Source organism: Microbacterium sp. NPDC064942, assembly GCF_049545525.1.
Classification (GTDB): Bacteria; Actinomycetota; Actinomycetes; order Actinomycetales; family Microbacteriaceae; genus Microbacterium; species Microbacterium gawkjiense.
In genome coordinates this window covers 168,804-190,527 of the sequence record NZ_JBMWDR010000004.1, presented here as the reverse complement: position 1 = coordinate 190,527, position 21,724 = coordinate 168,804, and the positions used below count along the sequence as shown (strand labels likewise).

Annotated in this window: 20 protein-coding genes; all 20 read right to left on the bottom strand. The window is 71.3% G+C overall.

Annotation, left to right across the window (positions count from 1 at the left end; genetic code table 11):
- Nucleotides 1-45 precede the first annotated feature (45 nt).
- The 20 genes from ACPEH2_RS09380 to ACPEH2_RS09285 all read right to left on the bottom strand — a co-directional run bounded on the left by ACPEH2_RS09380 (nt 46) and on the right by ACPEH2_RS09285 (nt 21,713).
- On the bottom strand, nt 46-1,512 hold the full coding sequence (locus ACPEH2_RS09380; RefSeq protein WP_217531879.1) for a glutamate synthase subunit beta: 1,467 nt from the start codon (nt 1,510-1,512) through the stop codon (nt 46-48).
- Nucleotides 1,505-6,109 (bottom strand): glutamate synthase large subunit, encoded by a 4,605-nt coding sequence (gene gltB, locus ACPEH2_RS09375; protein WP_217531881.1) that lies wholly within the window; start codon nt 6,107-6,109, stop codon nt 1,505-1,507. Before gltB ends, ACPEH2_RS09380 begins: the two co-directional genes overlap by 8 nt.
- Before the next feature lie 53 nt (nt 6,110-6,162).
- Nucleotides 6,163-7,134, bottom strand: a complete 972-nt coding sequence (gene lgt / locus ACPEH2_RS09370) for a prolipoprotein diacylglyceryl transferase (RefSeq protein WP_359918692.1) — start codon at nt 7,132-7,134, stop codon at nt 6,163-6,165.
- 10 nt (nt 7,135-7,144) lie between these two features.
- Nucleotides 7,145-7,945 carry a tryptophan synthase subunit alpha gene (trpA, locus tag ACPEH2_RS09365; protein WP_217531885.1) on the bottom strand — a complete coding sequence of 267 codons (801 nt, stop codon included), beginning with the start codon at nt 7,943-7,945 and terminating at the stop codon, nt 7,145-7,147.
- Nucleotides 7,942-9,201, bottom strand: coding sequence for a tryptophan synthase subunit beta (gene trpB, locus ACPEH2_RS09360; RefSeq protein WP_359918694.1), 1,260 nt, complete (start codon nt 9,199-9,201; stop codon nt 7,942-7,944). Before trpB ends, trpA begins: the two co-directional genes overlap by 4 nt.
- Complete coding sequence (gene trpC, locus ACPEH2_RS09355; protein WP_359918696.1) at nt 9,198-9,974, bottom strand: indole-3-glycerol phosphate synthase TrpC; 777 nt, start codon at nt 9,972-9,974, stop codon at nt 9,198-9,200. The genes trpB and trpC overlap by 4 nt, the downstream gene beginning before the upstream one ends.
- Nucleotide 9,975: 1 nt before the next feature.
- Nucleotides 9,976-10,203 (bottom strand): DUF6704 family protein, encoded by a 228-nt coding sequence (locus tag ACPEH2_RS09350; protein WP_217531891.1) that lies wholly within the window; start codon nt 10,201-10,203, stop codon nt 9,976-9,978.
- An 86-nt stretch (nt 10,204-10,289) separates the two neighbouring features.
- Nucleotides 10,290-10,880, bottom strand: a complete 591-nt coding sequence (locus ACPEH2_RS09345) for a Trp biosynthesis-associated membrane protein (RefSeq protein WP_359918698.1) — start codon at nt 10,878-10,880, stop codon at nt 10,290-10,292.
- The gene (hisI, locus tag ACPEH2_RS09340; RefSeq protein WP_359918700.1) at nt 10,877-11,236 is read right to left on the bottom strand and encodes a phosphoribosyl-AMP cyclohydrolase; all 360 of its coding nucleotides are present in this window, start codon (nt 11,234-11,236) and stop codon (nt 10,877-10,879) included. The genes ACPEH2_RS09345 and hisI overlap by 4 nt, the downstream gene beginning before the upstream one ends.
- The gene (gene hisF, locus ACPEH2_RS09335) at nt 11,233-11,997 is read right to left on the bottom strand and encodes an imidazole glycerol phosphate synthase subunit HisF (protein WP_064002053.1); all 765 of its coding nucleotides are present in this window, start codon (nt 11,995-11,997) and stop codon (nt 11,233-11,235) included. Before hisF ends, hisI begins: the two co-directional genes overlap by 4 nt.
- Nucleotide 11,998: 1 nt before the next feature.
- Nucleotides 11,999-12,841, bottom strand: coding sequence for an ATP phosphoribosyltransferase (gene hisG, locus ACPEH2_RS09330; RefSeq protein ID WP_217531897.1), 843 nt, complete (start codon nt 12,839-12,841; stop codon nt 11,999-12,001).
- Between the two features lie 46 nt (nt 12,842-12,887).
- Nucleotides 12,888-13,151, bottom strand: a complete 264-nt coding sequence (locus tag ACPEH2_RS09325) for a phosphoribosyl-ATP diphosphatase (protein ID WP_359918702.1) — start codon at nt 13,149-13,151, stop codon at nt 12,888-12,890.
- A gap of 52 nt (nt 13,152-13,203) precedes the next feature.
- Nucleotides 13,204-13,887, bottom strand: coding sequence for a ribulose-phosphate 3-epimerase (gene rpe, locus ACPEH2_RS09320; RefSeq protein ID WP_217531899.1), 684 nt, complete (start codon nt 13,885-13,887; stop codon nt 13,204-13,206).
- Nucleotides 13,888-13,919: 32 nt separating this feature from the next.
- Nucleotides 13,920-15,275 carry an RsmB/NOP family class I SAM-dependent RNA methyltransferase gene (locus tag ACPEH2_RS09315; protein ID WP_217531901.1) on the bottom strand — a complete coding sequence of 452 codons (1,356 nt, stop codon included), beginning with the start codon at nt 15,273-15,275 and terminating at the stop codon, nt 13,920-13,922.
- Nucleotides 15,272-16,204 (bottom strand): methionyl-tRNA formyltransferase, encoded by a 933-nt coding sequence (gene fmt, locus ACPEH2_RS09310; protein ID WP_359918704.1) that lies wholly within the window; start codon nt 16,202-16,204, stop codon nt 15,272-15,274. The genes ACPEH2_RS09315 and fmt overlap by 4 nt, the downstream gene beginning before the upstream one ends.
- Nucleotides 16,205-16,212: 8 nt before the next feature.
- The gene (locus ACPEH2_RS09305) at nt 16,213-18,162 is read right to left on the bottom strand and encodes a primosomal protein N' (RefSeq protein ID WP_359918706.1); all 1,950 of its coding nucleotides are present in this window, start codon (nt 18,160-18,162) and stop codon (nt 16,213-16,215) included.
- 4 nt (nt 18,163-18,166) lie between these two features.
- Nucleotides 18,167-19,360 (bottom strand): methionine adenosyltransferase, encoded by a 1,194-nt coding sequence (gene metK / locus ACPEH2_RS09300; protein ID WP_359918707.1) that lies wholly within the window; start codon nt 19,358-19,360, stop codon nt 18,167-18,169.
- A 116-nt stretch (nt 19,361-19,476) separates the two neighbouring features.
- Nucleotides 19,477-19,731 carry a DNA-directed RNA polymerase subunit omega gene (gene rpoZ, locus ACPEH2_RS09295; protein ID WP_064002061.1) on the bottom strand — a complete coding sequence of 85 codons (255 nt, stop codon included), beginning with the start codon at nt 19,729-19,731 and terminating at the stop codon, nt 19,477-19,479.
- 108 nt (nt 19,732-19,839) lie between these two features.
- A complete protein-coding gene (locus ACPEH2_RS09290) occupies nt 19,840-20,379 on the bottom strand; it encodes a CoA-binding protein (RefSeq protein ID WP_423718627.1) in 540 nt (179 codons plus the stop codon).
- On the bottom strand, nt 20,376-21,713 hold the full coding sequence (locus tag ACPEH2_RS09285; RefSeq protein ID WP_359918711.1) for an O-acetylhomoserine aminocarboxypropyltransferase/cysteine synthase family protein: 1,338 nt from the start codon (nt 21,711-21,713) through the stop codon (nt 20,376-20,378). Before ACPEH2_RS09285 ends, ACPEH2_RS09290 begins: the two co-directional genes overlap by 4 nt.
- Between the last annotated feature and the right edge of the window lie 11 nt (nt 21,714-21,724).

The window sequence follows — 21,724 nt, the reverse complement described above, 5'->3', positions numbered from 1 at the left end:
ATAGCTCCGTCGGGTAGTGATTCGGGATCTGGGATCGGTTCCAGCCTAGGCGTGCGGGAGACCGATCGCGACGTCGGTCGGACGGACCGGCGCCGGGAGGCTGGTCGACCCCATGAGGTACTCGTCGACAGCCGAAGCGGCCGCGCGTCCCTCCGCGATCGCCCAGACGATGAGGGACTGGCCACGCCCGGCATCCCCCGCCACGAACACGCCCGGGGCGGTCGACTGCCAGTCATCGGCACGCTCGACGTTGCCGCGCGTGTCGAACACCGTGCCGAGCTGCTCCTCGAGGGCGGTGCGTTCGGGGCCGGTGAAGCCCATCGCGATGAGGACGAGGTCGGCGGGGATCTCGCGCTCGGTCCCGCTCTTGGGGACGCGGCGGCCGTCGACGAACTCGGTCTCGGCCACGCGCAGGGCACGCACCTCGCCCGCCTCGTTGCCGAGGAACTCGACCGTCGAGGCGAGGTAGGAGCGTTCGCCGCCCTCTTCGTGCGCCGAGGCGACCTCGAAGATCGTGGGCATCATGGGCCACGGCTGGTGGTCCGGCCGCGACTCCGGCGGCTGCTTGCCGATCGCGAGGTTGGTGACGCTCAGCGCGCCCTGGCGGTGAGCGGTGCCGATGCAGTCCGCACCGGTGTCGCCACCTCCGATGACGACGACGTGCTTGCCCTCGGCGTGGATCTGGTGGGCAACCTGGTCGCCCGCGACGGCCTTGTTGGACTCGACGAGGTACTCCATGGCGAAGTGCACCCCGTCGAGGTCGCGCCCGGGGATCGCCAGGTCGCGCGGAACGGTGGCGCCGGTGGCGACGACGACCGCGTCGTAGCGGGCGCGCAGGTCCGCCCACGACAGGTCCTTGCCGATCTCGACCCCCGCGCGGAAGCGGGTGCCCTCGTCGCGCATCTGACGCAGGCGCGTCTCGAGGTGTCGCTTCTCCATCTTGAAGTCCGGGATGCCGTAGCGCAGCAGACCGCCGATGCGGTCGTCGCGCTCGTACACGGCCACGGTGTGACCGGCGCGGGTCAGCTGCTGAGCGGCGGCGAGACCCGCGGGCCCCGAGCCGACGACCGCGACCGTCTTGCCGGTGAGGCGCCCGGGGGGCTCGGCCTCGACCCAGCCGTTGGCGAAGGCCTCGTCGATCGTCGAGACCTCGATCTGCTTGATCGTGACGGCCGGCTGGTTGATGCCGAGCACGCAGGAGCTCTCGCAGGGGGCCGGGCACAGTCGACCCGTGAACTCGGGGAAGTTGTTCGTCGCGTGCAGCCGCTCGATGGCCGCACGACCCTCGCCGCGCCACGTGAGGTCGTTCCACTCCGGGATGAGGTTGCCGAGCGGGCAGCCCTGGTGGCAGAACGGTACGCCGCAGTCCATGCAGCGGCCGGCCTGTCGGCGGAGCACGGCCTGGTCGCCCTGCTCGTACACCTCCTTCCAGTCCATGATGCGGACGGGAACGGGCCGGCGCGGCGGCAGCTCGCGCTCGGTGACTTTGAGGAAGCCCTTCGGATCAGCCACCGGTCACCTCCAGGATGCGGGTCCAGACGACGTCGCTGTCGGGGTCGAGCCCCTCAGCGGCCGCCTCTTGGCGGGTTTTCAGAACGGCCGCGTAGTCCCGCGGCAGGACCCGAGTGAAGTTCGCGACCTCGGTGTCGAGGTTCGCGAGCAGTCGCTCGGCGAGGTCCGATCCGGTCTCCTCGGTGTGACGGCTCAGCAGGTCGCGGAGGATCTCGACGTCGCCGGCACCCAGCTCGAGCAGCTCGAGTTCGCCGGTCGCGAGCGCCTCGCGGTTGATGAGCGCCCGGTCGAGCCGGTAGATGTAGGCCGAACCGCCCGACATGCCCGCCCCGAGGTTGCGCCCGGTCGGGCCGAGGATGACGGCGAGTCCCCCGGTCATGTACTCGAGCGCGTGGTCGCCGACACCCTCGACGACCGCGGTCGCGCCGGAGTTGCGGACGAGGAACCGCTCGCCGACCACGCCGCGCAGGAACATCGAGCCCCGCGTCGCGCCGTAGCCGATGACGTTGCCGGCGATGACGTTCTTCGACGCGTCGAAGGTCGCCGCACGCGGCGGCCGGACGACGATCTCGCCGCCGGAGAGTCCCTTGCCGACGTAGTCGTTCGAGTCGCCCTCCAGGCGCAGCGCGATCCCCGACGGGAGGAACGCGCCGAAGGACTGCCCCGCCGACCCGGTCAGGTTGACCTCGATCGTGCCGGAGGGCAGACCGTTCTCGCCGTGCACCTTGGTGACGTGGTGGCCGAGCATCGTGCCGACGGCGCGCTCGGTGTTGCGCACCGGCAGGTCGATCGTCAGGTGGCCGCCGTGCTCGACGACGTCGCGCGCCCGGTCGAGCAGGGCGACGTCGAAGTGCTCCTCGAGCTCGTGCTCCTGCTCCTGCACCCGGCGTCGCGGCGCGTCGTCGGAGAAGGCGGGACCCCGCAGGATGGGCGACAGGTCGAGGCCGTGCGCCTTCCAGTGGTCGACGGCGGGCTGCACGTCGAGGACCTCGGTGTGCCCCACGGCCTCGTCGATCGAGCGGAAGCCGAGCTCGGCGAGGTACTCGCGGACCTCCTGGGCGATGAACTCCATGAAGTTGACGACGTGCTCCGCCTTGCCCGTGAAGCGCTTGCGCAGCTCGGGGTTCTGCGTCGCGACACCCACGGGGCAGGTGTCGAGGTGGCAGACGCGCATCATGATGCACCCCTCCACCACGAGCGCGCTCGTCGCGAAACCGAACTCCTCGGCGCCCAGGAGCGCGGCGATGAGCACGTCGCGCCCGGTCTTGAGCTGACCGTCGGCCTGCACGACGACGCGGCCGCGCATGTCGTTGATCATCAGCGTCTGCTGCGTCTCCGCAAGACCGAGCTCCCACGGGGTGCCCGCGTGCTTGAGGGAGTTGAGCGGGCTCGCGCCCGTCCCCCCGTCATGACCGGAGACGAGGATGACGTCGGCCAGCGCCTTCGCGGTGCCGGCCGCGACCGCGCCGATGCCCGACTGGCTCACGAGCTTGACGTGCACCCGCGCGGACGGGTTGGCGCGCTTCAGGTCGAAGATGAGCTGCTTGAGGTCTTCGATCGAGTAGATGTCGTGGTGCGGCGGCGGCGAGATCAGGCCGACGCCCGGGGTGCCGCCGCGCGTGCGGGCGATCCACGGGTACACCTTGCCGGGGGGCAGCTGACCGCCTTCGCCGGGCTTGGCGCCCTGGGCGAGCTTGATCTGGATGTCGTCGGCGTGCGTCAGGTACATGCTCGTGACACCGAAGCGTCCCGACGCGACCTGCTTGATGGAGCTGCGCCGCTCGGGGTCGAGCAGACGATCGACGTCCTCGCCGCCTTCACCCGTGTTGGACTTCGCGCCGAGACGGTTCATCGCGATCGCGAGGGTCTCGTGCGCCTCCTTCGAGATCGAGCCGTAGCTCATCGCGCCCGTCGAGAAGCGCTTGACGATCGAGGACACCGGCTCGACCTCGTCGATCGGCACCGCCGGACGCACCCCGGTCTTGAGGCGGAACAGTCCGCGGAGCGTCTTGAGCTCGGCGGCCTGCTCGTCGATCAGGTGGGTGTACTCGCGGAAGATGTCGTACCGACGGGTCCGCGTCGCGTGCTGCAGACGGAAGATCGTATCGGGGTTGAAGAGGTGCGGCGAGCCGTCGCGACGCCACTGGTACTCGCCACCGGTCCACAGCCGCTCGTGCGCACGGGCGGCCTGGTCCGCAGGGTAGGCGAACTCGTGACGGGCCAGGTTCTCGCGCGAGATCTCCTCGATCCCGATTCCGCCGAGCTTCGTCTCGGTGCCGGTGAAGTAGGTGTCGACGAACTCCTGCGACAGGCCGACGGCCTCGAAGACCTGCGCTCCCGCGTACGAGGACACCGTCGAGATGCCCATCTTCGACATGATCTTCAGCACGCCCTTGCCGAGCGCGTAGATCAGGTTCCGGACGGCCTTCTCGGGCTCGACACCGGTGATGTATCCGGCGCGGACGAGGTACTCGACCGTCTCCATCGCGAGGTACGGGTTGACCGCCGACGCGCCGTAGCCGATCAGGGTCGCGACGTGGTGCACCTCGCGCACATCACCGGCCTCGACGACGAGACCGACCTTCATGCGGTTCTCGTTGCGGATGAGGTGGTGGTGCACCGACGAGAGCGTCAGCAGGGACGGGATCGGAACCAGGTCCGAGGTGGAGTCGCGGTCGCTGAGGATGATGAACTCGACACCGTCGGCGATGGCGGCATCCACTTCGGCGTTGATCTCGTCGAGGCGCGCACGGAGCGAGTCCGCGTCGTCGTCGGCGCGGTAGAGACCGCGGATCGTGATGGAGCGCCGACCGGGCAAGGCGCGGTCGATGTTCTGCAGCTTCGCGAGTTCGTCGTTGTCGATGACCGGGAAGTCGAGCGTGATGACACGGGTGTGGTCCGGTCCGGATGCCAGCAGGTTGCGCTCGGGACCGAGGCCGAGCCCGAGCGAGGTGACGACCTCTTCACGGATGGAGTCCAGCGGCGGGTTCGTCACCTGGGCGAACTGCTGCACGAAGTAGTCGAACAGCAGGCGGGGACGCTCACTGAGGACGGCGATGGGCGTGTCGGAGCCCATCGCTCCCAGCGGCTCGGCGCCCGTCTGGCCCATCGGCGTCAGGAGGATGCGGACCTCCTCCTCGGTGTAACCGAAGGTGCGCTGGCGGCGCGTGATCGAGGCGATGGGGTGCACGATGTGCTCGCGCTCGGGGAGGTCCTTGAGGCGCACGCGACCCTCGTCGAGCCACTCCTGCCAGGGGTGGAGGGTGGCGAGGTCGCGCTTGATCTCGTCGTCCTCGACGATGCGGCCCTGGGCCGTGTCGACGACGAACATGCGCCCGGGTTGCAACCGGCCGCGGCGCTTGATGCGCTCGGGCTCGAAGTCGAGCACACCGGTCTCACTGCCGATGACGACGAGTCCGTCGGTGGTCTCGGTCCACCGACCCGGACGCAGACCGTTGCGGTCCAGCGTCGCCCCCACGAGCGAGCCGTCGGTGAAGATGAGGGCGGCCGGACCGTCCCACTGCTCCATCTGCATCGAGTGGTACTCGTAGAAGGCGCGCAGGTCGGCCGGGATGTCGGCCTGCTTCTCGTAAGCCTCGGGCACCATCATCATGATGGCGTGCGGCAGGCTGCGCCCGGTCAGCGTCAGCAGCTCGAGCACCTCGTCGAACGAGGCCGAGTCGCTCTGGCCCGGGCTGCAGATCGGCAGGAGCGGACGGATGTCGCCGAGCAGCTCGGACTCGAGTTGCGACTGACGCGCCCGCATCCAGTTGCGGTTGCCGTTGACGGTGTTGATCTCACCGTTGTGCGCCAGCATGCGCAGCGGCTGCGCGAGCGGCCACGATGGGAACGTGTTGGTGGAGTACCGCGAGTGGACGACGGCGAGCTCGGTCGCGAACCGCTCGTCCTGCAGGTCCGGGTAGAACGGCTCGAGCTGCAGGGTCGTGACCATGCCCTTGTAGCCGAGGGTGCGGCTCGAGAGCGAGACGAAGTAGGCGTCCAGCTCGTGCTGGGCGCGCTTGCGGAGGCGGTAGGTCCGCCGGTCGAGCGCGATGCCCGACAGCGCCGGCGCGTCGCCGACCGCCGGCCGCGACACGAACAGCTGCTCGAAGGCCGGACGGGCGTGGAACGCCAGCTTGCCGAGGTTCTCGTCGGCCGTCGGCACCACGCGCCAGCCGAGGACGGTGAGGCCCTCGCTCCGCGCGATCGCCTCGATCGCGCTCTTCTGGGCCGCGCGCTCGTCGTGGTCCGTCGGGAGGAACGCGAGACCCGCGGCGTACTCCCCCACGGGCGGCAGGTCGATGTCGACCACCGCGCGCAGGAACGCGTCGGGCATCTGCGTCAGGATGCCGGCGCCGTCACCGGTACCGGCATCCGACCCGATCGCGCCGCGGTGCTCGAGGTTGCGCAGCGCGGTGAGGGCGAGGTCCACGATGTCGTGGCCCGCCTCACCGCGCAGCGTCGCGACCATCGCCAGACCGCAGGCGTCCTTTTCGAACGCCGGGTTGTACATCCCCTGTTTCGCAGGGAACGAACCACCGGTGATGGTCCCGGCCGACCGGGTCGTGGTGTCTTCGTGACGGGAGCTCGAGGGCATGCCTACCGTCCTCACATGGGTGCTCAACCTGGGACGACGTCGGCCCTGCGGTGCTATCGGGTGGTGACTGAGCTTGTGGCCGAGTCGGAGGATTCTTCGGACGCGGGGGGTGCGCTCACGTCGACGAAGTCATCGGTTCCCTGCGAGTGTACCGCGCCCGGAGGCGTCCATTCGCGTCCCGGCTGATACGGCGACGGCTCGAACCCGGGGTGCCGGCGCTTCTGCACGATCATGATGACCAGACCCACGACGACGCCGAGGAACGATGCCCACACGTTCGTGCGCAGGCCGAGGAAGACCTCGCTCGGATCGATGCGGATGGACTCCCACGCGATGCGGCCGGCGGAGTACCACACGAGATACAGGCCGAACAGGCGACCCCACTGCAGCCGGAAGCGGCGACCCGCCGCGGCGATGATGATCACACCCATGACGTTCCAGATGACCTCGTAGAGGAAGGTCGGGTGGAAGAGGGTGCCTTCGGGCAGACCCGCCGGCCAGGCCGGGTTCGGGTACCTGATCTCCAGGCCCCACGGCAGGTCGGTGGGCAGGCCGTAGAGCTCCTGGTTGAACCAGTTGCCGAAGCGGCCGAACGCCTGCGCCAGCAGGAGCGCGGGCGCGAGCGCGTCGGCGAAGGTCCAGAAGCGGATGCCGCTCCACTTGCAGCCGAGCCACGCACCCACGGCGCCGCCGATCAGGGCGCCGAAGATGGCGATGCCGCCCTCCCAGATGCGGAAGATCGCCCACAGGTCCTTGTCCTCGCCGAAGTAGAACCCCGGGTGCGTGAGGACGTGGAAGATGCGTGCGCCGATGATGGCCAGCGGCACCGCGAGCAGCGCGATGTCGATGACGACCCACGGCTCCGCGCCGCGCTTGGTCAGACGGCGGTTGGTCCAGAACGTGGCCACCACGATGCCCGCGAGGATGCAGAGGGCGTAGAAGTAAATCGTCAGTGGGCCGAGCTGGAACGAGTTGATCGGCGGGCTGGGGATGCTCGCGACGACGGAGAGGGCTGCAGAAGTCACGACGGCGAGTCTACGCGGTGCCCGGACGCGGACCTGCGCCGCGGGACAGCTCACGGGTCGTCGCGGCGAGGCCGTCCACACCGCCGTCGCGGAGCGCGCGCACGAGCGCGGTGCCCACGATGGCGCCGTCGGCGTAGTCGAGGACACCGTCGACTTGGTCGGCCGTCGAGATGCCGATGCCGACGCAGGCGTTCTCGACGCCGTGCGCGCGCAGGCGATCGACGAGGGCGCGGGCCGCGGCATCCAATTCCGTCCGCTCCCCCGTGATGCCCATCGTCGAGACGGTGTACACGAAACCGGTGGAGTGCTCGGCGATCATCCTGATGCGCTCGTCGGTCGAGGATGGTGCCGCGAGGAAGATGCGATCGAGCCCGGTGCGCTCGGACGCGGCGATCCACTCGGCCGCTGCGTCGGGCGTGATGTCGGGGGTGATGAGTCCCGCACCGCCGGCGGCGGCGAGGTCGTCGGCGAACCGGTCCACGCCGTACTGGAACACGGGATTCCAGTACGTCATGACGACGATCGGCACATCGACGCGTTCGGCGATGGCGCGGACGGCCGTGAACGTGTCGCGGAAGCGGAAGCCCGCCGCGAGGGCGGCCTGCGTGGCCTCCTGGATGACGACGCCGTCCATGACGGGGTCGGAGTAAGGCGGGCCGAGCTCGAGGATGTCCGCGCCGTTGTCGGCCAGGGCCACGGCGGCGTCGATGCTCGTCTGCAGGTCGGGGTATCCGATCGGGAGGTAGCCGACGAACGCGCCCCGACCGGATTCCTTCGCGGCGGCGATCGCGGCGGCGACGCGCGAGGTCACAGCTCGACCCCTTCGCCGCTGCCGTGCTCGGGGTCGGCCGGGATCTCGACGGGCTCCTTGTCGGCGTCGTACAGCTCGAACCAGCGCGCGGCGGTGTCCATGTCCTTGTCGCCGCGGCCGGAGAGGTTGACGGCGAGGATCGCGTCCGGACCGAGCTCGCGGCCGATGCGGAGTGCGCCGGCGAGGGCGTGCGCCGATTCGATCGCGGGGATGATGCCCTCGGTGCGGCTCAGCAGGCGCAGCGCCTCCATGGCCTCGGTGTCGGTCGCGGGGATGTACTGCGCGCGGCCGATGCTCGCGAGCCACGCGTGCTCGGGCCCGACGCCCGGGTAGTCGAGGCCGGCGGAGATCGAGTGCGACTCGGTCGTCTGCCCGTCCTCGTCCTGCAGGACGAAGGTCTTCGCACCGTGGAGGATGCCGGGACGGCCGCGTTCGATGGACGCCGCGTGCTTCGGCGTGTCGACGCCGTCACCGGCAGCTTCCACTCCGTACAGCGCGACGCCTTCGTCGTCGAGGAACGCGTCGAACATGCCTATCGCGTTCGACCCGCCGCCGACGCACGCGATGACGGCGTCGGGGAGGCGGCCGGTCTCGTTGAGGAGCTGCTGACGCGCCTCCTCGCTGATGACCTTCTGGAAGTCGCGCACCATCGCGGGGAACGGGTGCGGGCCCGCGGCGGTGCCGAAGATGTAGTTGGTCGTCTCGACCGAGGCGACCCAGTCGCGGTACGCCTCGTTGATGGCGTCCTTGAGGGTGCGGGAGCCGGTCGTGACCGGCACGACCTCAGCGCCCAGCAGCCGCATCCGAGCGACGTTGAGGGCCTGGCGCTCGGTGTCGACCTCGCCCATGTAGATCGTGCACTCGAAGCCGAACAGCGCGGCGGCGGTCGCGGTGGCGACGCCGTGCTGGCCGGCGCCGGTCTCGGCGATGACCCGCTTCTTGCCGAGCTTCTGCGTGATGAGCGCCTGACCGATCACGTTGTTGATCTTGTGCGACCCGGTGTGGTTGAGGTCCTCGCGCTTGAGGAAGATGCGTGCGCCGCCGGCGTGCTCGGCGAACCGTGGCACCTCGGTGAGGGCGGAGGGCCGCCCCGCGTAGACGTTCAGCAAGCGGGCGAACTCGGCCGCGAAGGCGGGGTCGGCCTTCGCGTCCTCGTAGACCGCCGTGAGCTCGTCGATCGCCGCGATCAGCGACTCGGGCATGTATCGCCCGCCGAACTCGCCGAAGAAGGGACCGTTCACTGCGCGAAGACTCATGAGCCTGCCTCCAGGAAGGCGGCGAGCGTCGACACGGGGTCGTTCGTGACGAGCGCTTCGCCGATCAGGACGACGTCGGCGCCGGCGCCGTGGTAATGGGCGACGTCGGCGGGTGAGAGCACGGCGGACTCGGCGATCTTGATCACGCCGTCCGGCAGCTCGGGGGCGAGCCGGCCGAAGAGGTCCCGGTCGAGCTCGAAGGTGGAGAGGTTGCGGGCGTTGACACCCACCAGGCGCGCGCCGATGTCGCCCGCGCGCGCGACCTCTTCGGCGGAATGGGTCTCGACGAGCGGCGTCATGCCGAGTTCGACGACGAGGTCGTACAGCTCGGCCAGCACGCGCTGCTCGAGACCCGCCACGATGAGGAGAACGAGGTCGGCGCCGGCGGCGCGGGCCTCGAACACCTGGTACGGCGTCGCGATGAAGTCCTTGCGGAGCACCGGGAGGGTGACGGCTGCCCGCACCGACTCGAGGTCGGCGAGCGAACCCTTGAACTTGCGCCCCTCGGTGAGCACCGAGATCGCGGACGCTCCCCCGATCTCGTAGCGACGCGCCTGCAGCGCGGGATCGGGGATGTCAGCGAGATCACCGCGCGACGGGCTCGCGCGCTTGACCTCGGCAATGATCTTGACGCTGTCGGCGGGGGCGAGAGCGGCCAGCGCATCGATGGCGGCAGGCTGCGCGAGCGCGAGCTTCTCCACCACGGCCAGGGGGCGGACGGTCTCCCGCTCCCGTGCATCCTCCACCGCGCCGGCCGTCAGGTCGGCGAGCACGTCAGTGCTGCTTCGAGACGGTCTTGGATCCGCCGACGCCGTAGCCCGCCTTGGTCATGATGTAGCCGACGATGAGGCCGATGACCAGCAGGACGACCGAGAGCCAGACCATGAGCGGCATCTCGAGGAAGAAGAAAACGGTGCCGATCGTCAGGGCGATGAGCATGATGACGACCGTCGTCCATGCCGCCGGGGAGTGTCCGTGGCCGGGGTCCTCGATGCCGCTCATTGTTCTCCTTCGCATGCAGGTTCGGGGCGGCCGGAGCCGCACCACCAGTCTAGCGGGGCGGGCACCCTCCCCCCGCCCCGGACGCGTCAGCTCGTCGGATCCTCACCGCGGGACAGGTCGTCCCAGGAATCGATGCTGTCGCGGGGGCCGGTCCCCGCGGCCCCCGTCGTGCGGTACTTGCGGCCGCCGGCGCTCCACCGGTGGGCGGTCGCGAGGATGAGGACGCCGCCCAGCACGATGAGGACGGATGCCGCGGCCGTCACCCCGGGCCAGGGCGTCGCCGTGATCCCGGACACGATGCCGGAGATACCCTGCGCGCCGCTGAGGCCCGTGGCATCCGTCACCGGCCCTGCGACGGCGTCGATGGGCTGCTCCGCTGCGATGCGGTACGAGCCCCCGCCGAGCCCCGCCCCCAGGCCGATCGCGACGACCGCGAAGACGTAGCGGAGCGCACGCCCGACGATCGTGAGCGCGAGGCCGAGCGCGAGCGCGGCGAGGCTGAGCGGCGCGAGCACCGCCAGCGCGTCGGCGCCGGGGACCGGGACCGCGAGCTGCGAGCCGTCGTTCAAGGTCGCGTTCAGCCAGGTCTGGGTCGACCCGATGATGCCGACCGCGCCGCCGAGGAGGATCGCCAGCACGGCGGACAGCCGCATCCGGCGCGCGGTGGCCTCGCTCACGAGAACTCTCCGATCACGGGGTCGAGGTCGTCGGCGTCGAAGCACGTGCGGTCGCCGGTGTGGCAGGCGGCCCCGACCTGCTCGACGCTCACGAGGAGGGTGTCGCCGTCGCAGTCGAGGCGCACGCCGCGGACGAACTGCGCGTGGCCGGAGGTGTCGCCCTTGCGCCAGTACTCCTGCCGGGACCGCGACCAGAACGTCACGCGACCCTCGGTCAGCGTGCGGCGGAGGGCCTCGGCATCCATCCACCCCAGCATGAGGACCTCGCGCGTGTCGTGCTGCTGCACGATCGCGGGCACGAGGCCGTCGGCGTTGTAGACGACCCGCGCCAGGCGTTCGTCGATCGATCCGGTCATCGCCGCACCTCCACACCCGAGGCCGCGAGGGCCTGTTTCACGTCGCCGACGGTCAGCTGGCCGGAGTGGAAGACGGATGCCGCGAGCACCGCGTCGGCGCCGGCCTCGATCGCCGGGGCGAAGTGCGCCGCGTCGCCGGCGCCGCCCGAGGCGATCACGGGCACGGACGAGACCTCGCGCATGAGGGCGACGAGCTCGAGGTCGAAACCGTCCTTCGTACCGTCCGCGTCGATCGAGTTGACGAGGAGCTCGCCCGCACCGCGCTCGATCGCCTCACGCGCCCAGGCGAGCGCGTCGAGGTCGGTCAGGGTGCGGCCGCCGTGGGTCGTGACGGCGAACCCGGAGGCAGTGTGCGGTGCGCGCTTGACGTCGAGCGACAGGACGAGCACCTGCGCGCCGAACCGGTCAGCGATCTCGCCGAGGAGCTCCGGCCGCGCGATGGCCGCCGAGTTCACGCCGACCTTGTCGGCACCGACGCCGAGGAGGCGGGCGACGTCCTCGGCCGAGCGCACGCCGCCGCCGACCGTGAGTGGGATGAAGACCTGCTCGGCGGTGCGCTGCACGACGTCGTAGGTCGTGTCGCGCGCGTCGACGGTCGCGGTGACGTCGAGGAAGGTGATCTCGTCCGCACCCTGCTCGTAGTACCGGCGGGCGAGTTCGACGGGGTCGCCCATCTCGCGCAGGTTCTCGAAGTTGACGCCCTTCACGACCTTGCCGGCGGCCACGTCGAGGCACGGGATGACCCGGCAGACGAGCGACACGTCAGAGCCTCGCGTTGTGGATCGCCGTCACGAGGATCGCGCGGGCGCCGATCTCGTACAGCGCGTCCATGACCTGGTTCACGGTCTTGCGCGGGCTCATAACGCGCACGGCCACCCACTCCGGGTCGCGCAGCGGCGAGATCGTCGGGGACTCGATGCCCGGGGTCAGCGCGACCGCCTGATCGACGAGGTGCGCCGGCAGGTCGTAGTCGATGAGCACGTAGCGGCGGGCGACCATCACGCCGCGCAGGCGCCGCAGCAGCGTCTCGGTGCCGGGCGCCTCGGTCGGGGCGCCGATGAGGACCGCCTCGGACTCGAGCAGGACGGGGCCGAAGATCTCGAGCCCGGCCTGGCGGAGCGTCGTCCCCGTCGAGACGACGTCGGCGACGGCATCCGCCACCCCCAGCTGCACGGCGGACTCGACCGCTCCGTCGAGGGGCACGAGGTCCACAGCCACGCCGTGCTCGTCGAGGTAGCCGTCGACGAGGCCCGGGTAGGCCGTCGCGACACGCAGACCATCGAGGTCGGAGAGCTCGGTGAAGCGTCCCGGAGGACCGGCGAATCGGAACGTCGAGCCGCCGAAGCCGAGCTGCTCGATCTCGCGGGCCCCCGGCATCCGGGCGTCCAGCAGCAGGTCGCGGCCGGTGATCCCGACGTCGAGCGCGCCGGAACCGACGTAGGTCGCGATGTCCTTCGGACGGAGGTAGAAGAACTCGACGTCGTTGACGGGGTCGATGACGTGAAGGTCCTTGGGGTCACGTCGGCCGGTGTACCCGGCTTCGGCGAGCATCCCCGCCGTGGTCTCGGCGAGCATGCCCTTGTTGGGGACGGCGATGCGCAGCATGGAACGTCTTTCGGTGTGGAGGTATGCGGACGGCGGGAAGGACCGATCAGAGATGTCGGTACACGTCCTCGAGCGTCAGCCCCTTCGCGAGCATCAGCACCTGCAGGTGGTACAGCAGCTGCGAGATCTCCTCGGCCGTCTCGGCGTCGGACTGGTATTCGGCGGCCATCCAGACCTCGGCCGCCTCTTCGACGATCTTCTTGCCGATCGCGTGGACGCCCCGGTCGAGCTGCGCGACGGTTCCGGATCCCTTGGGACGGGTCTGCGCCGTCTCGGTCAGCTCGGAGAACAGTCCGTCGAAGGTCTTCACACCATCCAGGGTACCGGCACGGCGCCGCGGTCCGGTTCCCGTGACGAGGCCGTCAGTGCCGGTGAGCGGATGCCGCGGCCGACCGGAGGGCGCGGATCGCCGCGCCGGGGTCCTCGGCGCCGAACACCGCGGAGCCCGCCACGAACGTGTCGGCCCCGGCCTCCGCCGCCTGCGCGATGGTCGACTCGCCGATACCGCCGTCGACCTGCAACCAGACCTGCGACCCGCGCCGGCGCGCCTCGTCGGCCAGGCGACGGAGCTTCGGCATCTGGTCGGCCATGAAGCTCTGCCCGCCGAAGCCGGGCTCGACGGTCATCACGAGGATCTGGTCGAACTCGTCGAGCACGTCGAAGAGCTGCTCGACGGGGGTCGCCGGCTTCACGGCGACACCGGCGCGCGCCCCGATGTCACGCAGGCGCCGCGCGAGCGCGACGGGTTCGGCGGCCGCTTCGAGGTGGAAGGTGACGGATGCCGCGCCGATCTCGGCGTAGCCCGGCGCCCACCGGTCGGCGTCGCTGATCATGAGGTGCACGTCGAGCGGCACCGGACTGGTCGCCTGGATGCGCTCGACCATCTGCGGGCCGAACGTCAGGTTGGGGACGAAGTGGTTGTCCATCACATCGACGTGGACGAAGTCCGCCGACGCGATGCGGGCGAGCTCGGCCTGCATGTTCACGAAGTCGGCGGCGAGGATGCTGGGGTTGATGCGTACGTCGGAATGGGCCACGTCAGCCATTATCCCGGCGCCCCGTCGTCTTTCCTGCAGGGTCACGAACGGCGCAGGAGCCAGATCGACATGGCGTCGGTCGCGTGACGGTGCGGCCACAGCTGCGCGCGACCGGAACCGTCGGCCGGTGCGGCGAGATCGATGTCGCCGCCGGAGATCTCACGGAGCACCGCGCGAGCGTCGAGCTGGGTGATCTCGGCGCCGAAACGACGCTCCACCTCGGCCACCACGCCCGCCGTCTCGGCCAGGTGCGGGGAGCACGTGACGTAGGCGACGACCCCGCCGGGAGCGAGCGCATCGACCGCCGCGGTGAGGAGCTCGGTCTGCAACTGCGTGAGCTCGGGGACGTCGGCGGGGGCCTTGCGCCACCGCGCCTCGGGGCGCCGACGGAGGGCACCGAGTCCGGTGCACGGCGCGTCGACGAGGATGCGATCGTAGACGCCCCGCCCGGCACGCGAGCGGCCGTCCTCCTCCGACACCGGCACCTCGAGCGGGACCGCGGCGACCGACTGGCGCACCAGTCGCGCGCGTGCCGGGGAGAGCTCGTTCGCCTCGAGCCGGGCGTCGTGCGCGACCGCCTCGGCCGCGAGGACCGCCGTCTTGCCGCCCGGAGCGGCGCACAGGTCGAGCCAGCGCTCGCCCTTGCGGACGGGCAGCGCACGGGACAGCGCGAGGGCGGCGAGCTGGGACCCCTCGTCCTGGACGCGCACAGCGCCGCCCGAGGCGCGCACGATGCGATCGGGGTCACCGCCGGCGAGCCGGAAGCCCAGCGGCGAGAACGGCGTGCGATCGGCGTCCGCCGGGATCTCGCCCACGCCCGGGAGGGCCGACAGCGTCACCGTGGGCGCGGCGTTGTCCGCCGCCAGCAGGTCGAGCAGCTCCGCCTCGCGCCCCTCCGCGGCGAGAGCGCGTCGGAAGGCGCGGATGATCCAGACGGGATGGGCAAAGCGCACCGACAGCCGCTCGTCGTCGGAGCGGGCAGCATCCTCGATGCGCGACAGCCACTCCTCCTCGTCCCGCTCGGACACGCGGCGCAGGACGGCGTTCGCGAAACCCGTCGCACGACGTCCGGCGACGCGCCCCACGAGGTCGACCGTCTCGTGGACCGCGGCGTGCGCGGGGACGCGCGTCGCCAGCAGCTGATGCGCCCCCAGCCGCAGCGCGTCCAGGACGGCGGGGTCGATGCCCGAGACCGGGCGTGCCGCGGCGATCTCGATGATCGCGTCGTAGGTGCCCACCCGGCGGAGCGTGCCGTAGGTGAGTTCGGTGGCGAGGGCGGCATCCGCCGTCGAAAGCCGGGCACGCTCGAGTTCGCGCGGGAGCAGGAGGTTGGCGTAGGCGTCCTCCGCACCGACCGCGTGGATGACGGTGTACGCGACGTCGCGTGCGGCGGTCACGACGACTCCCCCGGCAGGTCGACGCGCGGATCGTCGGACCGGAGGCCACGCCACCAGTCCGCGGCGGGCATGGCGCCCTTGCCGGCGGGCTGCACGGTGCGCAGGAGCAGCGTCCCCTCCCCCGTCCCCACGAGCACGTCACGGCCGACGAGGGCGAGCCGGCCGACCTCGAGGCCGGTGTCGGGACCGCGCAGGGCCGCGTGGACCTTCACGCGGGCGCCGCCGACGGAGAGGTGCGCGCCGGGTTCGGGGGTCGTCCCGCGGAAGCGGTCGACGACCCGGTCGGCGGGCTGCGTCAGGTCGAGCGCACCGTCCGCCTGCGTGAGCTTGGGGGCGAGCGTCGGCTCCCCCTGCTGCGGGGTCGGGGCGGCGGTGCCGTCCTCGATCGCGTCGACGACGCGGGACACCAGCTGGGCACCCGAGACCGCCAGGTCGGCGAGCACGTCACCCGCGGTCGCCCCGCGCGGGACGTCGTAGCGCAGCTCGTCGTACACGTCGCCCGCATCCAGGGCCGGGACGAGCTGGAACACGGCGGCGCCCGTCACCCGGTCGCCCGCGATGAGCGCGTGCTGCACCGGCGCGGCGCCGCGCCACTTGGGAAGGAGCGAGAAGTGCAGGTTGATCCATCCGTGCCGCGGCGTCGAGAGCAGGGGCTCTCGCACGAGACCGCCGTACGCGACGATGACACCGAGGTCCGCGCGGAGGGCGGCGATCTCGGCGGTCGCCGCTTCGTCGAGCCGGTCGGCCTTGACGACGGTCAGTCCGAGCTCCTCGGCCGCCACCGCGACCGGGGACGGCGTCAGCACGCGCTTGCGTCCGACGGGAGCATCGCGACGGGTGACGACGCCGACGATCTCGTGGGACGAAGCCGCGAGGGCGCGGAGCGAGGGGACGGCCGGTTCGGGGGTTCCGGCGAAAACGACGCGCATTCAGGTCCTCACAGATCGAGCTCGGGCACATCGAGCCGAACCCTGAGTGTAGTCCGCGGCCCCGGACCCCGCCGTCTACCGCGGACGGCGTCGGCGACGACCGAGGCCCGCAGCTGCTCGGCCACCGCCCGCCCGTGCGCGTAGTCGACCCGCACCAGCGCCCGCGCGCCGTCGTCGGTCGGCACCGGCCCCAGCACGCTGAGGGGACCCAGGCCCGGAACCGCCTCGCGCAGCTCGGCGAGGGCGCGGTCGACGGATGCCGCGGCCCCCTCGACGGCGGCGACCCGGACCGTCGGCGGCATGAGCAGCGGCGCCCGATCGGACAGTTCCGCGCGGGCGTAGGCCGCGTGCGTCCAGGTCGCCAGCGCGCGCGCGACCGGACCGGTGACCCCGACGAGGTGGACCGGAGCGCCGGGCCCCGCGAGTGCGGCGGCGTTCGACCACCACCGGAGGCACGACTCGCCGATGCGCAGCTGCTCGGCCATGAGCATCTTGTCGCCGTCCAGGAGGATCACCGCGCGGTACCCGCCCTCCGCAGGCGGCTCCGCGCCCCGCGTCGCGATGACGAGGGCGGGACGGGCGTCGACGGACACGACGGGGTGATCGCCGTCGGCGACGACGACCCGGATGCCGGGGAACGCCCGCCCGAGCTCGTCGGCGGTGCGCTCGCTGCCCGACGACGCCATCCGGAACCGCGTTCCCTGGCAGTTCGCGCAGGTCCAGTTCGGCGCCGGCCGACCGCACCAGCCGCAGTCCGGGGTGGCTCCCGGCCGGCGCGCGCGGAGTGGGCCCGCGCAGTGCCGACACCGCGCCGGGTGACGGCACTCGGCGCACACGAGCACGGGCGAGTACCCCGGACGGGCGACCTGCACGAGCACGGGACCGTGCTGCAGGGCTTCGCGCGCGGCGGCGAAGGCCGCGGACGGCACGCGGGCGCCCCGGTACTCGGCCTCGTGCGTGGCCGACAGGACGACCCGCGGGCTGACGCGGCGCTGCGCGGGCACCTCGCGCACCCAGCCGAGCTGGACGAGGCGTTCGATGTCCGTCGTGCGCGTGTGACCGGCGAAGACGAGGGCGGAATGCTCCTCCTCCTGCCGCACGAGCGCCGCATCGCGGGCGTGGACCCCGGGACTCAGCGGCTCGGCGAGCAGCGGGTCGCCGTCGTCCCACAGGAGAACCGCACCGACGTCGTGGGCCGGAGCGTAGACGCTCGATCGGTTGCCCACCACGATGCAGGGCGCGGGGCTCAGCATGCGGAGGTAGGTCGCGAAGCGCTCCGGACCCGACCGCCGGGCGTCGTCGCGGACGACGGCGTCCGCCGGCACGAGCGCCGCGAGCGCCTCCAGGACCTGCGACTGGTCGCGGTGGTCCGGCACGACGATGAGCGCGCTCCGGCCGCCGTCCAGGACGAGGGTCGCGAGCGACGCGAGCAGATCCGCCCACGCGCCGCGCAGCTGCCCGGGCGAGGGATGCGGGGGCGCATCCACCGCGAGCCGCTCCCCCGCGAGGACCGCATCGGCGAGCCCGGGGTACGCCGATGCCACCGCGCGTGCGCGGATCGCGGCATCCGGGTCCACCGTCGGCGCCGCGGGGGGCTCGGCTGCGACCCACGCCTTCTCGGCGCGCACCATCCGTTTGGGGACAGCCAGACGCAGGATGTCACTCGCCGAGCCGGCAGCACGGTCCGCCACCCGTCGGGCGAGTCGGTAGAGCCCGTCGGGGAGGATCGGGACGAGGGAGACGACCGCAGCGACCTCGGACAACGGCCGCCCGCCCGGCTCGACCTGGGCGCGCTCGATGACCCAGGCCTCGACCACGCGTCCGGCGCTCCGAAGCGGCACCTTCACACGCACCCCCGGGCGGACATCCTCTCGGAGGGCGCTCGGGACCGCGTAGTCGAAGAGCCGATCGAGCTGCGGCAGCGGCGAGTCGATGAGGACCCGCGCGACGTCGATCACGGGGTCAGAGACCGGCGGCGGCCCGCAACGCGTCGACGCGGTCGGTGCGCTCCCAGGTGAACTCGGGGAGTTCGCGCCCGAAGTGGCCGTACGCGGCGGTCTGCGCGTAGATGGGACGCAGCAGGTCGAGGTCGTCGATGATCGCCTGCGGACGCAGGTCGAACACGTCGCGGATCGCGGCCGTGATCGTCTCGTCGGAGACGTGACCGGTGCCGAACGTCTCGACGTAGAGCCCGACCGGCGCGGCGCGGCCGATGGCGTACGCCACCTGCACCTCGAGACGATCCGCCAGACCCGCCGCGACCGCGTTCTTGGCGACCCAGCGCATCGCGTAGGCCGCCGAACGGTCGACCTTGGACGGGTCCTTGCCGCTGAACGCCCCGCCGCCGTGTCGGGCGGCGCCGCCGTAGGTGTCGATGATGATCTTGCGTCCCGTCAGGCCCGCATCGCCCTTCGGACCGCCGACGACGAAGGGGCCGGCAGGGTTGATGACGTACCGGACGTCCGAGACGTCGAGCCCCGTCTGGGCGAGGACGGGGTCGATGACCTCGGCCTGGACCGCAGCGCGGAGCGCCGGCAGGGAGATGTCGGGGTGGTGCTGCGTCGACAGCACCACGGTGTCGACGGTGCGCGGCGTCGTGCCGTCGTACCCGAGGGTCACCTGCGTCTTGCCGTCGGGACGGAGGAAGGGCAGGGCGCCGCTGCGGCGGGCGTCGGTCAGCCGCTCGGCGAGGCGGTGCGCCGTCCAGATCGCGGTCGGCATGTACTGCGGCGTCTCGTTCGTGGCGTAGCCGAACATGATGCCCTGATCGCCCGCCCCGAGCGCGTCGACGGGGTCCACCGAACCGCCTTCGCGGTGCTCGAGCGCGTTGTCGACACCCGCGGCGATGTCGCCGGACTGCTCGCCGATCGAGACCGTCACGCCGCAGGAGTCGCCGTCGAAGCCGGTCTCGGACGAGGTGTAGCCGATGCGGTTCACGACACGACGGACGATCCCGGGGATGTCGACGTAGCCGTCGGTGCGCACCTCGCCCGCGACATGGACGAGCCCCGTGGTGACGAGGGTCTCGACGGCGACGCGGCTGCCGGGGTCGACCTCGAGCAGGGCGTCGAGGATGCTGTCGGAGATCTGGTCGCAGATCTTGTCGGGGTGACCTTCGGTCACGGACTCCGACGTGAACAGGCGCAGCGCGGTCATCGGTCCTCCAGAGGGCGGATCGGGGGTGTGGAAACCATCATGCCCGCGGTCCCCGACACCGGGGATTCGCGGGCATGAGGATGACGCCGTGTGGCGCCCGGGTCATGACGTCGAGGTCACTCGGCCGCGCGCAGGCGCAGCTTGTCCTCGTGGATCTCGTGGAGGGCGATCGTGAGGGGCTTGTCCTCGACGTTCGAGTCGACGAGGGGGCCCACGTTGTCGAAGAGGTTGCCCTCGTGGAGGTCCGAGTAGTAGTCGTTGATCTGACGCGCACGCTTGGATGCGTAGATCACGAGCTGGTACTTCGAGTCGACCTTGTCGAGCAGTGCGTCGATGGGCGGGTCGATGATGCCCTGGTCACGGTTGGCCATGGTGGTCCTCCAGGATCGGTGAGGCGAGAAGACTGCACGGACGCGCGTGTGCGCGGCGCGGCATCCCGCCAGTCTACAGGGCGCGCGGTGGTTCCGCCGCGCGGGCGGTCACCGGCTGAGCAGCTGCCGCTTCGAGCTCAGCACTCCGGTGTCGAACCCGGCGAGGTGGAGCCCGCCGTGGAAGCGCGCGTGCTCGATCTTGACGCAGCGGTCCATGACGACCGACAGTCCCGCGTCCGCGGCGATCTTCGCGGTTCCCTCGTGCCACGAGCCGAGCTGCAGCCAGAGGGTCGAGGCACCGGCATCCACCGCCTCCTGGGCGACGCCCGGCAGGTCGTCGTGCTTTCGGAACACGTCGACGATGTCGGGGGCGACGGGGAGGTCGGCGAGCGAGGCGTACGCGGGCTGCCCGAGGATCTCAGTGGCCCGCGGGTTGACGTAGTACACGTCGTACGGCGAACTCCCCCGCAGGTAAGTCGCGACGAAGTAGCTCGCCCGCGCCGGGTTGTCGGAGGCGCCGACGATCGCGATCGTCTTCGCGCGGCGGAGGATCTCGAACCGCTCCTGCACTCCGGCCGACGGCCACGTGCGGGGGGCGGAGTGGTGCCCGGCGGGCGTGGGCAGGGCGCACGCGTTCGTGTCGCTCATCGGCTGACTCCTGTGGCTCGGGTGAGGGCCTGATCGAGGTCCCAGATGATGTCCTCGGGGTCTTCGAGACCGACCGAGATGCGGATGAGGTCGGCGGGGACGCCGGCGGCGACGAGCTGCTCGGCGCTCAGCTGCTGGTGCGTCGTCGAGGCGGGGTGGATGACGAGGGTCCGCGCGTCGCCGATGTTGGCCAGGTGGGAGGCGAGCTGCAGCGCGTCGATGACGGCCTCACCGGCGCGGCGTCCCGCGGCCACCCGCTCCGCCTCGGTCGACGTCTCGTCGCCCGCATTCACGCCGAACGCGAAGACCGACCCCGGTCCGAGCGGCAGGTACTTCTGCGCCCGTGCATGGTGCGGATGACCGGGAAGCCCCGCCCACGTCACGAACGAGACGCGGGGGTCGGAGTCCAGCCACTCGGCGACGATGCGCGCATTCGCGAGATGCGCGTCGATGCGCTGCGGCAAGGTCTCGACGCCCTGCAGCAGCAGGAACGCGGAGTGCGGGCTGAGCGCCGCACCGATGTCGCGGAGCTGCTCGGTGCGGAGCTTGGTGAGGAAGCCGTACTCGCCGAAGTTGTCCCACCAGCGGATGCCGCCGTAGGAGGCCACCGGCTCGGTCATCTGCGGGAACTTCCCGTTGCCCCAGTCGAACGTCCCCTTCTCGACGACCACGCCGCCGAGGGTGGTGCCGTGCCCGCCGAGGAACTTGGTGACCGAATGGATGACGATGTCCGCGCCGTGCTCGAGCGGCCGGGCGAGGTAGGGGGTCGCGAGGGTCGAGTCGACGACGAGCGGGATGCCGGCCGCGTGAGCGACCTCGGCGAGCCCCTCGATGTCGGCGATCTCGCCCGACGGGTTGCCGATCGTCTCGACGTAGAGGACCTTCGTCTCGGGCCGGATCGCGGCGGCGTAGTCGGCCGGATCGCTCGAGGCGACGAACGTGGTGTCGACGCCGAAGCGGCGGAGCGTCACGTCGAGCTGCGTGACGGTGCCGCCGTAGAGCTGCGCCGACGCGACGACGTGGTCGCCGACGCCGACGAGGGCGGCGAACGTGATGAACTCCGCACTCATCCCCGACGCCGTCGCGACCGCGCCGATCCCACCCTCGAGCGATGCGAGGCGCTCCTCGAGCGCGGCGACGGTGGGGTTGCCGATGCGGGAGTAGATGTTGCCGTACTTCTGCAGCGCGAACAGGTTCGCGGCATCCGTCGCGTCGTCGAAGACGAACGAGGAGGTCTGGTAGATCGGCACGGCGCGGGCGCCGGTAGCGGCATCCGGGGTCCCTCCAGCGTGAAGGGCGCGGGTGCGGAAGCCGAAGCGGTGTTCGTCGGTCATGTCTTCTCTCT

Bases quoted from the DNA above. Each gene is read 5' to 3' on its own strand.
- trpB (WP_359918694.1), bottom strand. From the start codon at position 9,201: ATGAGTCTTCGCGCAGTGAACGGTCCCTTCTTCGGCGAGTTCGGCGGG.
- fmt (WP_359918704.1), bottom strand. From the start codon at position 16,204: ATGCGCGTCGTTTTCGCCGGAACCCCCGAACCGGCCGTCCCCTCGCTC.
- metK (WP_359918707.1), bottom strand. From the start codon at position 19,360: ATGACCGCGCTGCGCCTGTTCACGTCGGAGTCCGTGACCGAAGGTCAC.
- hisG (WP_217531897.1), bottom strand. From the start codon at position 12,841: ATGCTGCGCATCGCCGTCCCCAACAAGGGCATGCTCGCCGAGACCACG.
- rpe (WP_217531899.1), bottom strand. From the start codon at position 13,887: ATGGCTGACGTGGCCCATTCCGACGTACGCATCAACCCCAGCATCCTC.
- ACPEH2_RS09350 (WP_217531891.1), bottom strand. From the start codon at position 10,203: ATGAGCGGCATCGAGGACCCCGGCCACGGACACTCCCCGGCGGCATGG.
- hisI (WP_359918700.1), bottom strand. From the start codon at position 11,236: ATGACCGGATCGATCGACGAACGCCTGGCGCGGGTCGTCTACAACGCC.
- gltB (WP_217531881.1), bottom strand. From the start codon at position 6,109: ATGCCCTCGAGCTCCCGTCACGAAGACACCACGACCCGGTCGGCCGGG.
- ACPEH2_RS09285 (WP_359918711.1), bottom strand. From the start codon at position 21,713: ATGACCGACGAACACCGCTTCGGCTTCCGCACCCGCGCCCTTCACGCT.
- ACPEH2_RS09290 (WP_423718627.1), bottom strand. From the start codon at position 20,379: ATGAGCGACACGAACGCGTGCGCCCTGCCCACGCCCGCCGGGCACCAC.
- rpoZ (WP_064002061.1), bottom strand. From the start codon at position 19,731: ATGGCCAACCGTGACCAGGGCATCATCGACCCGCCCATCGACGCACTG.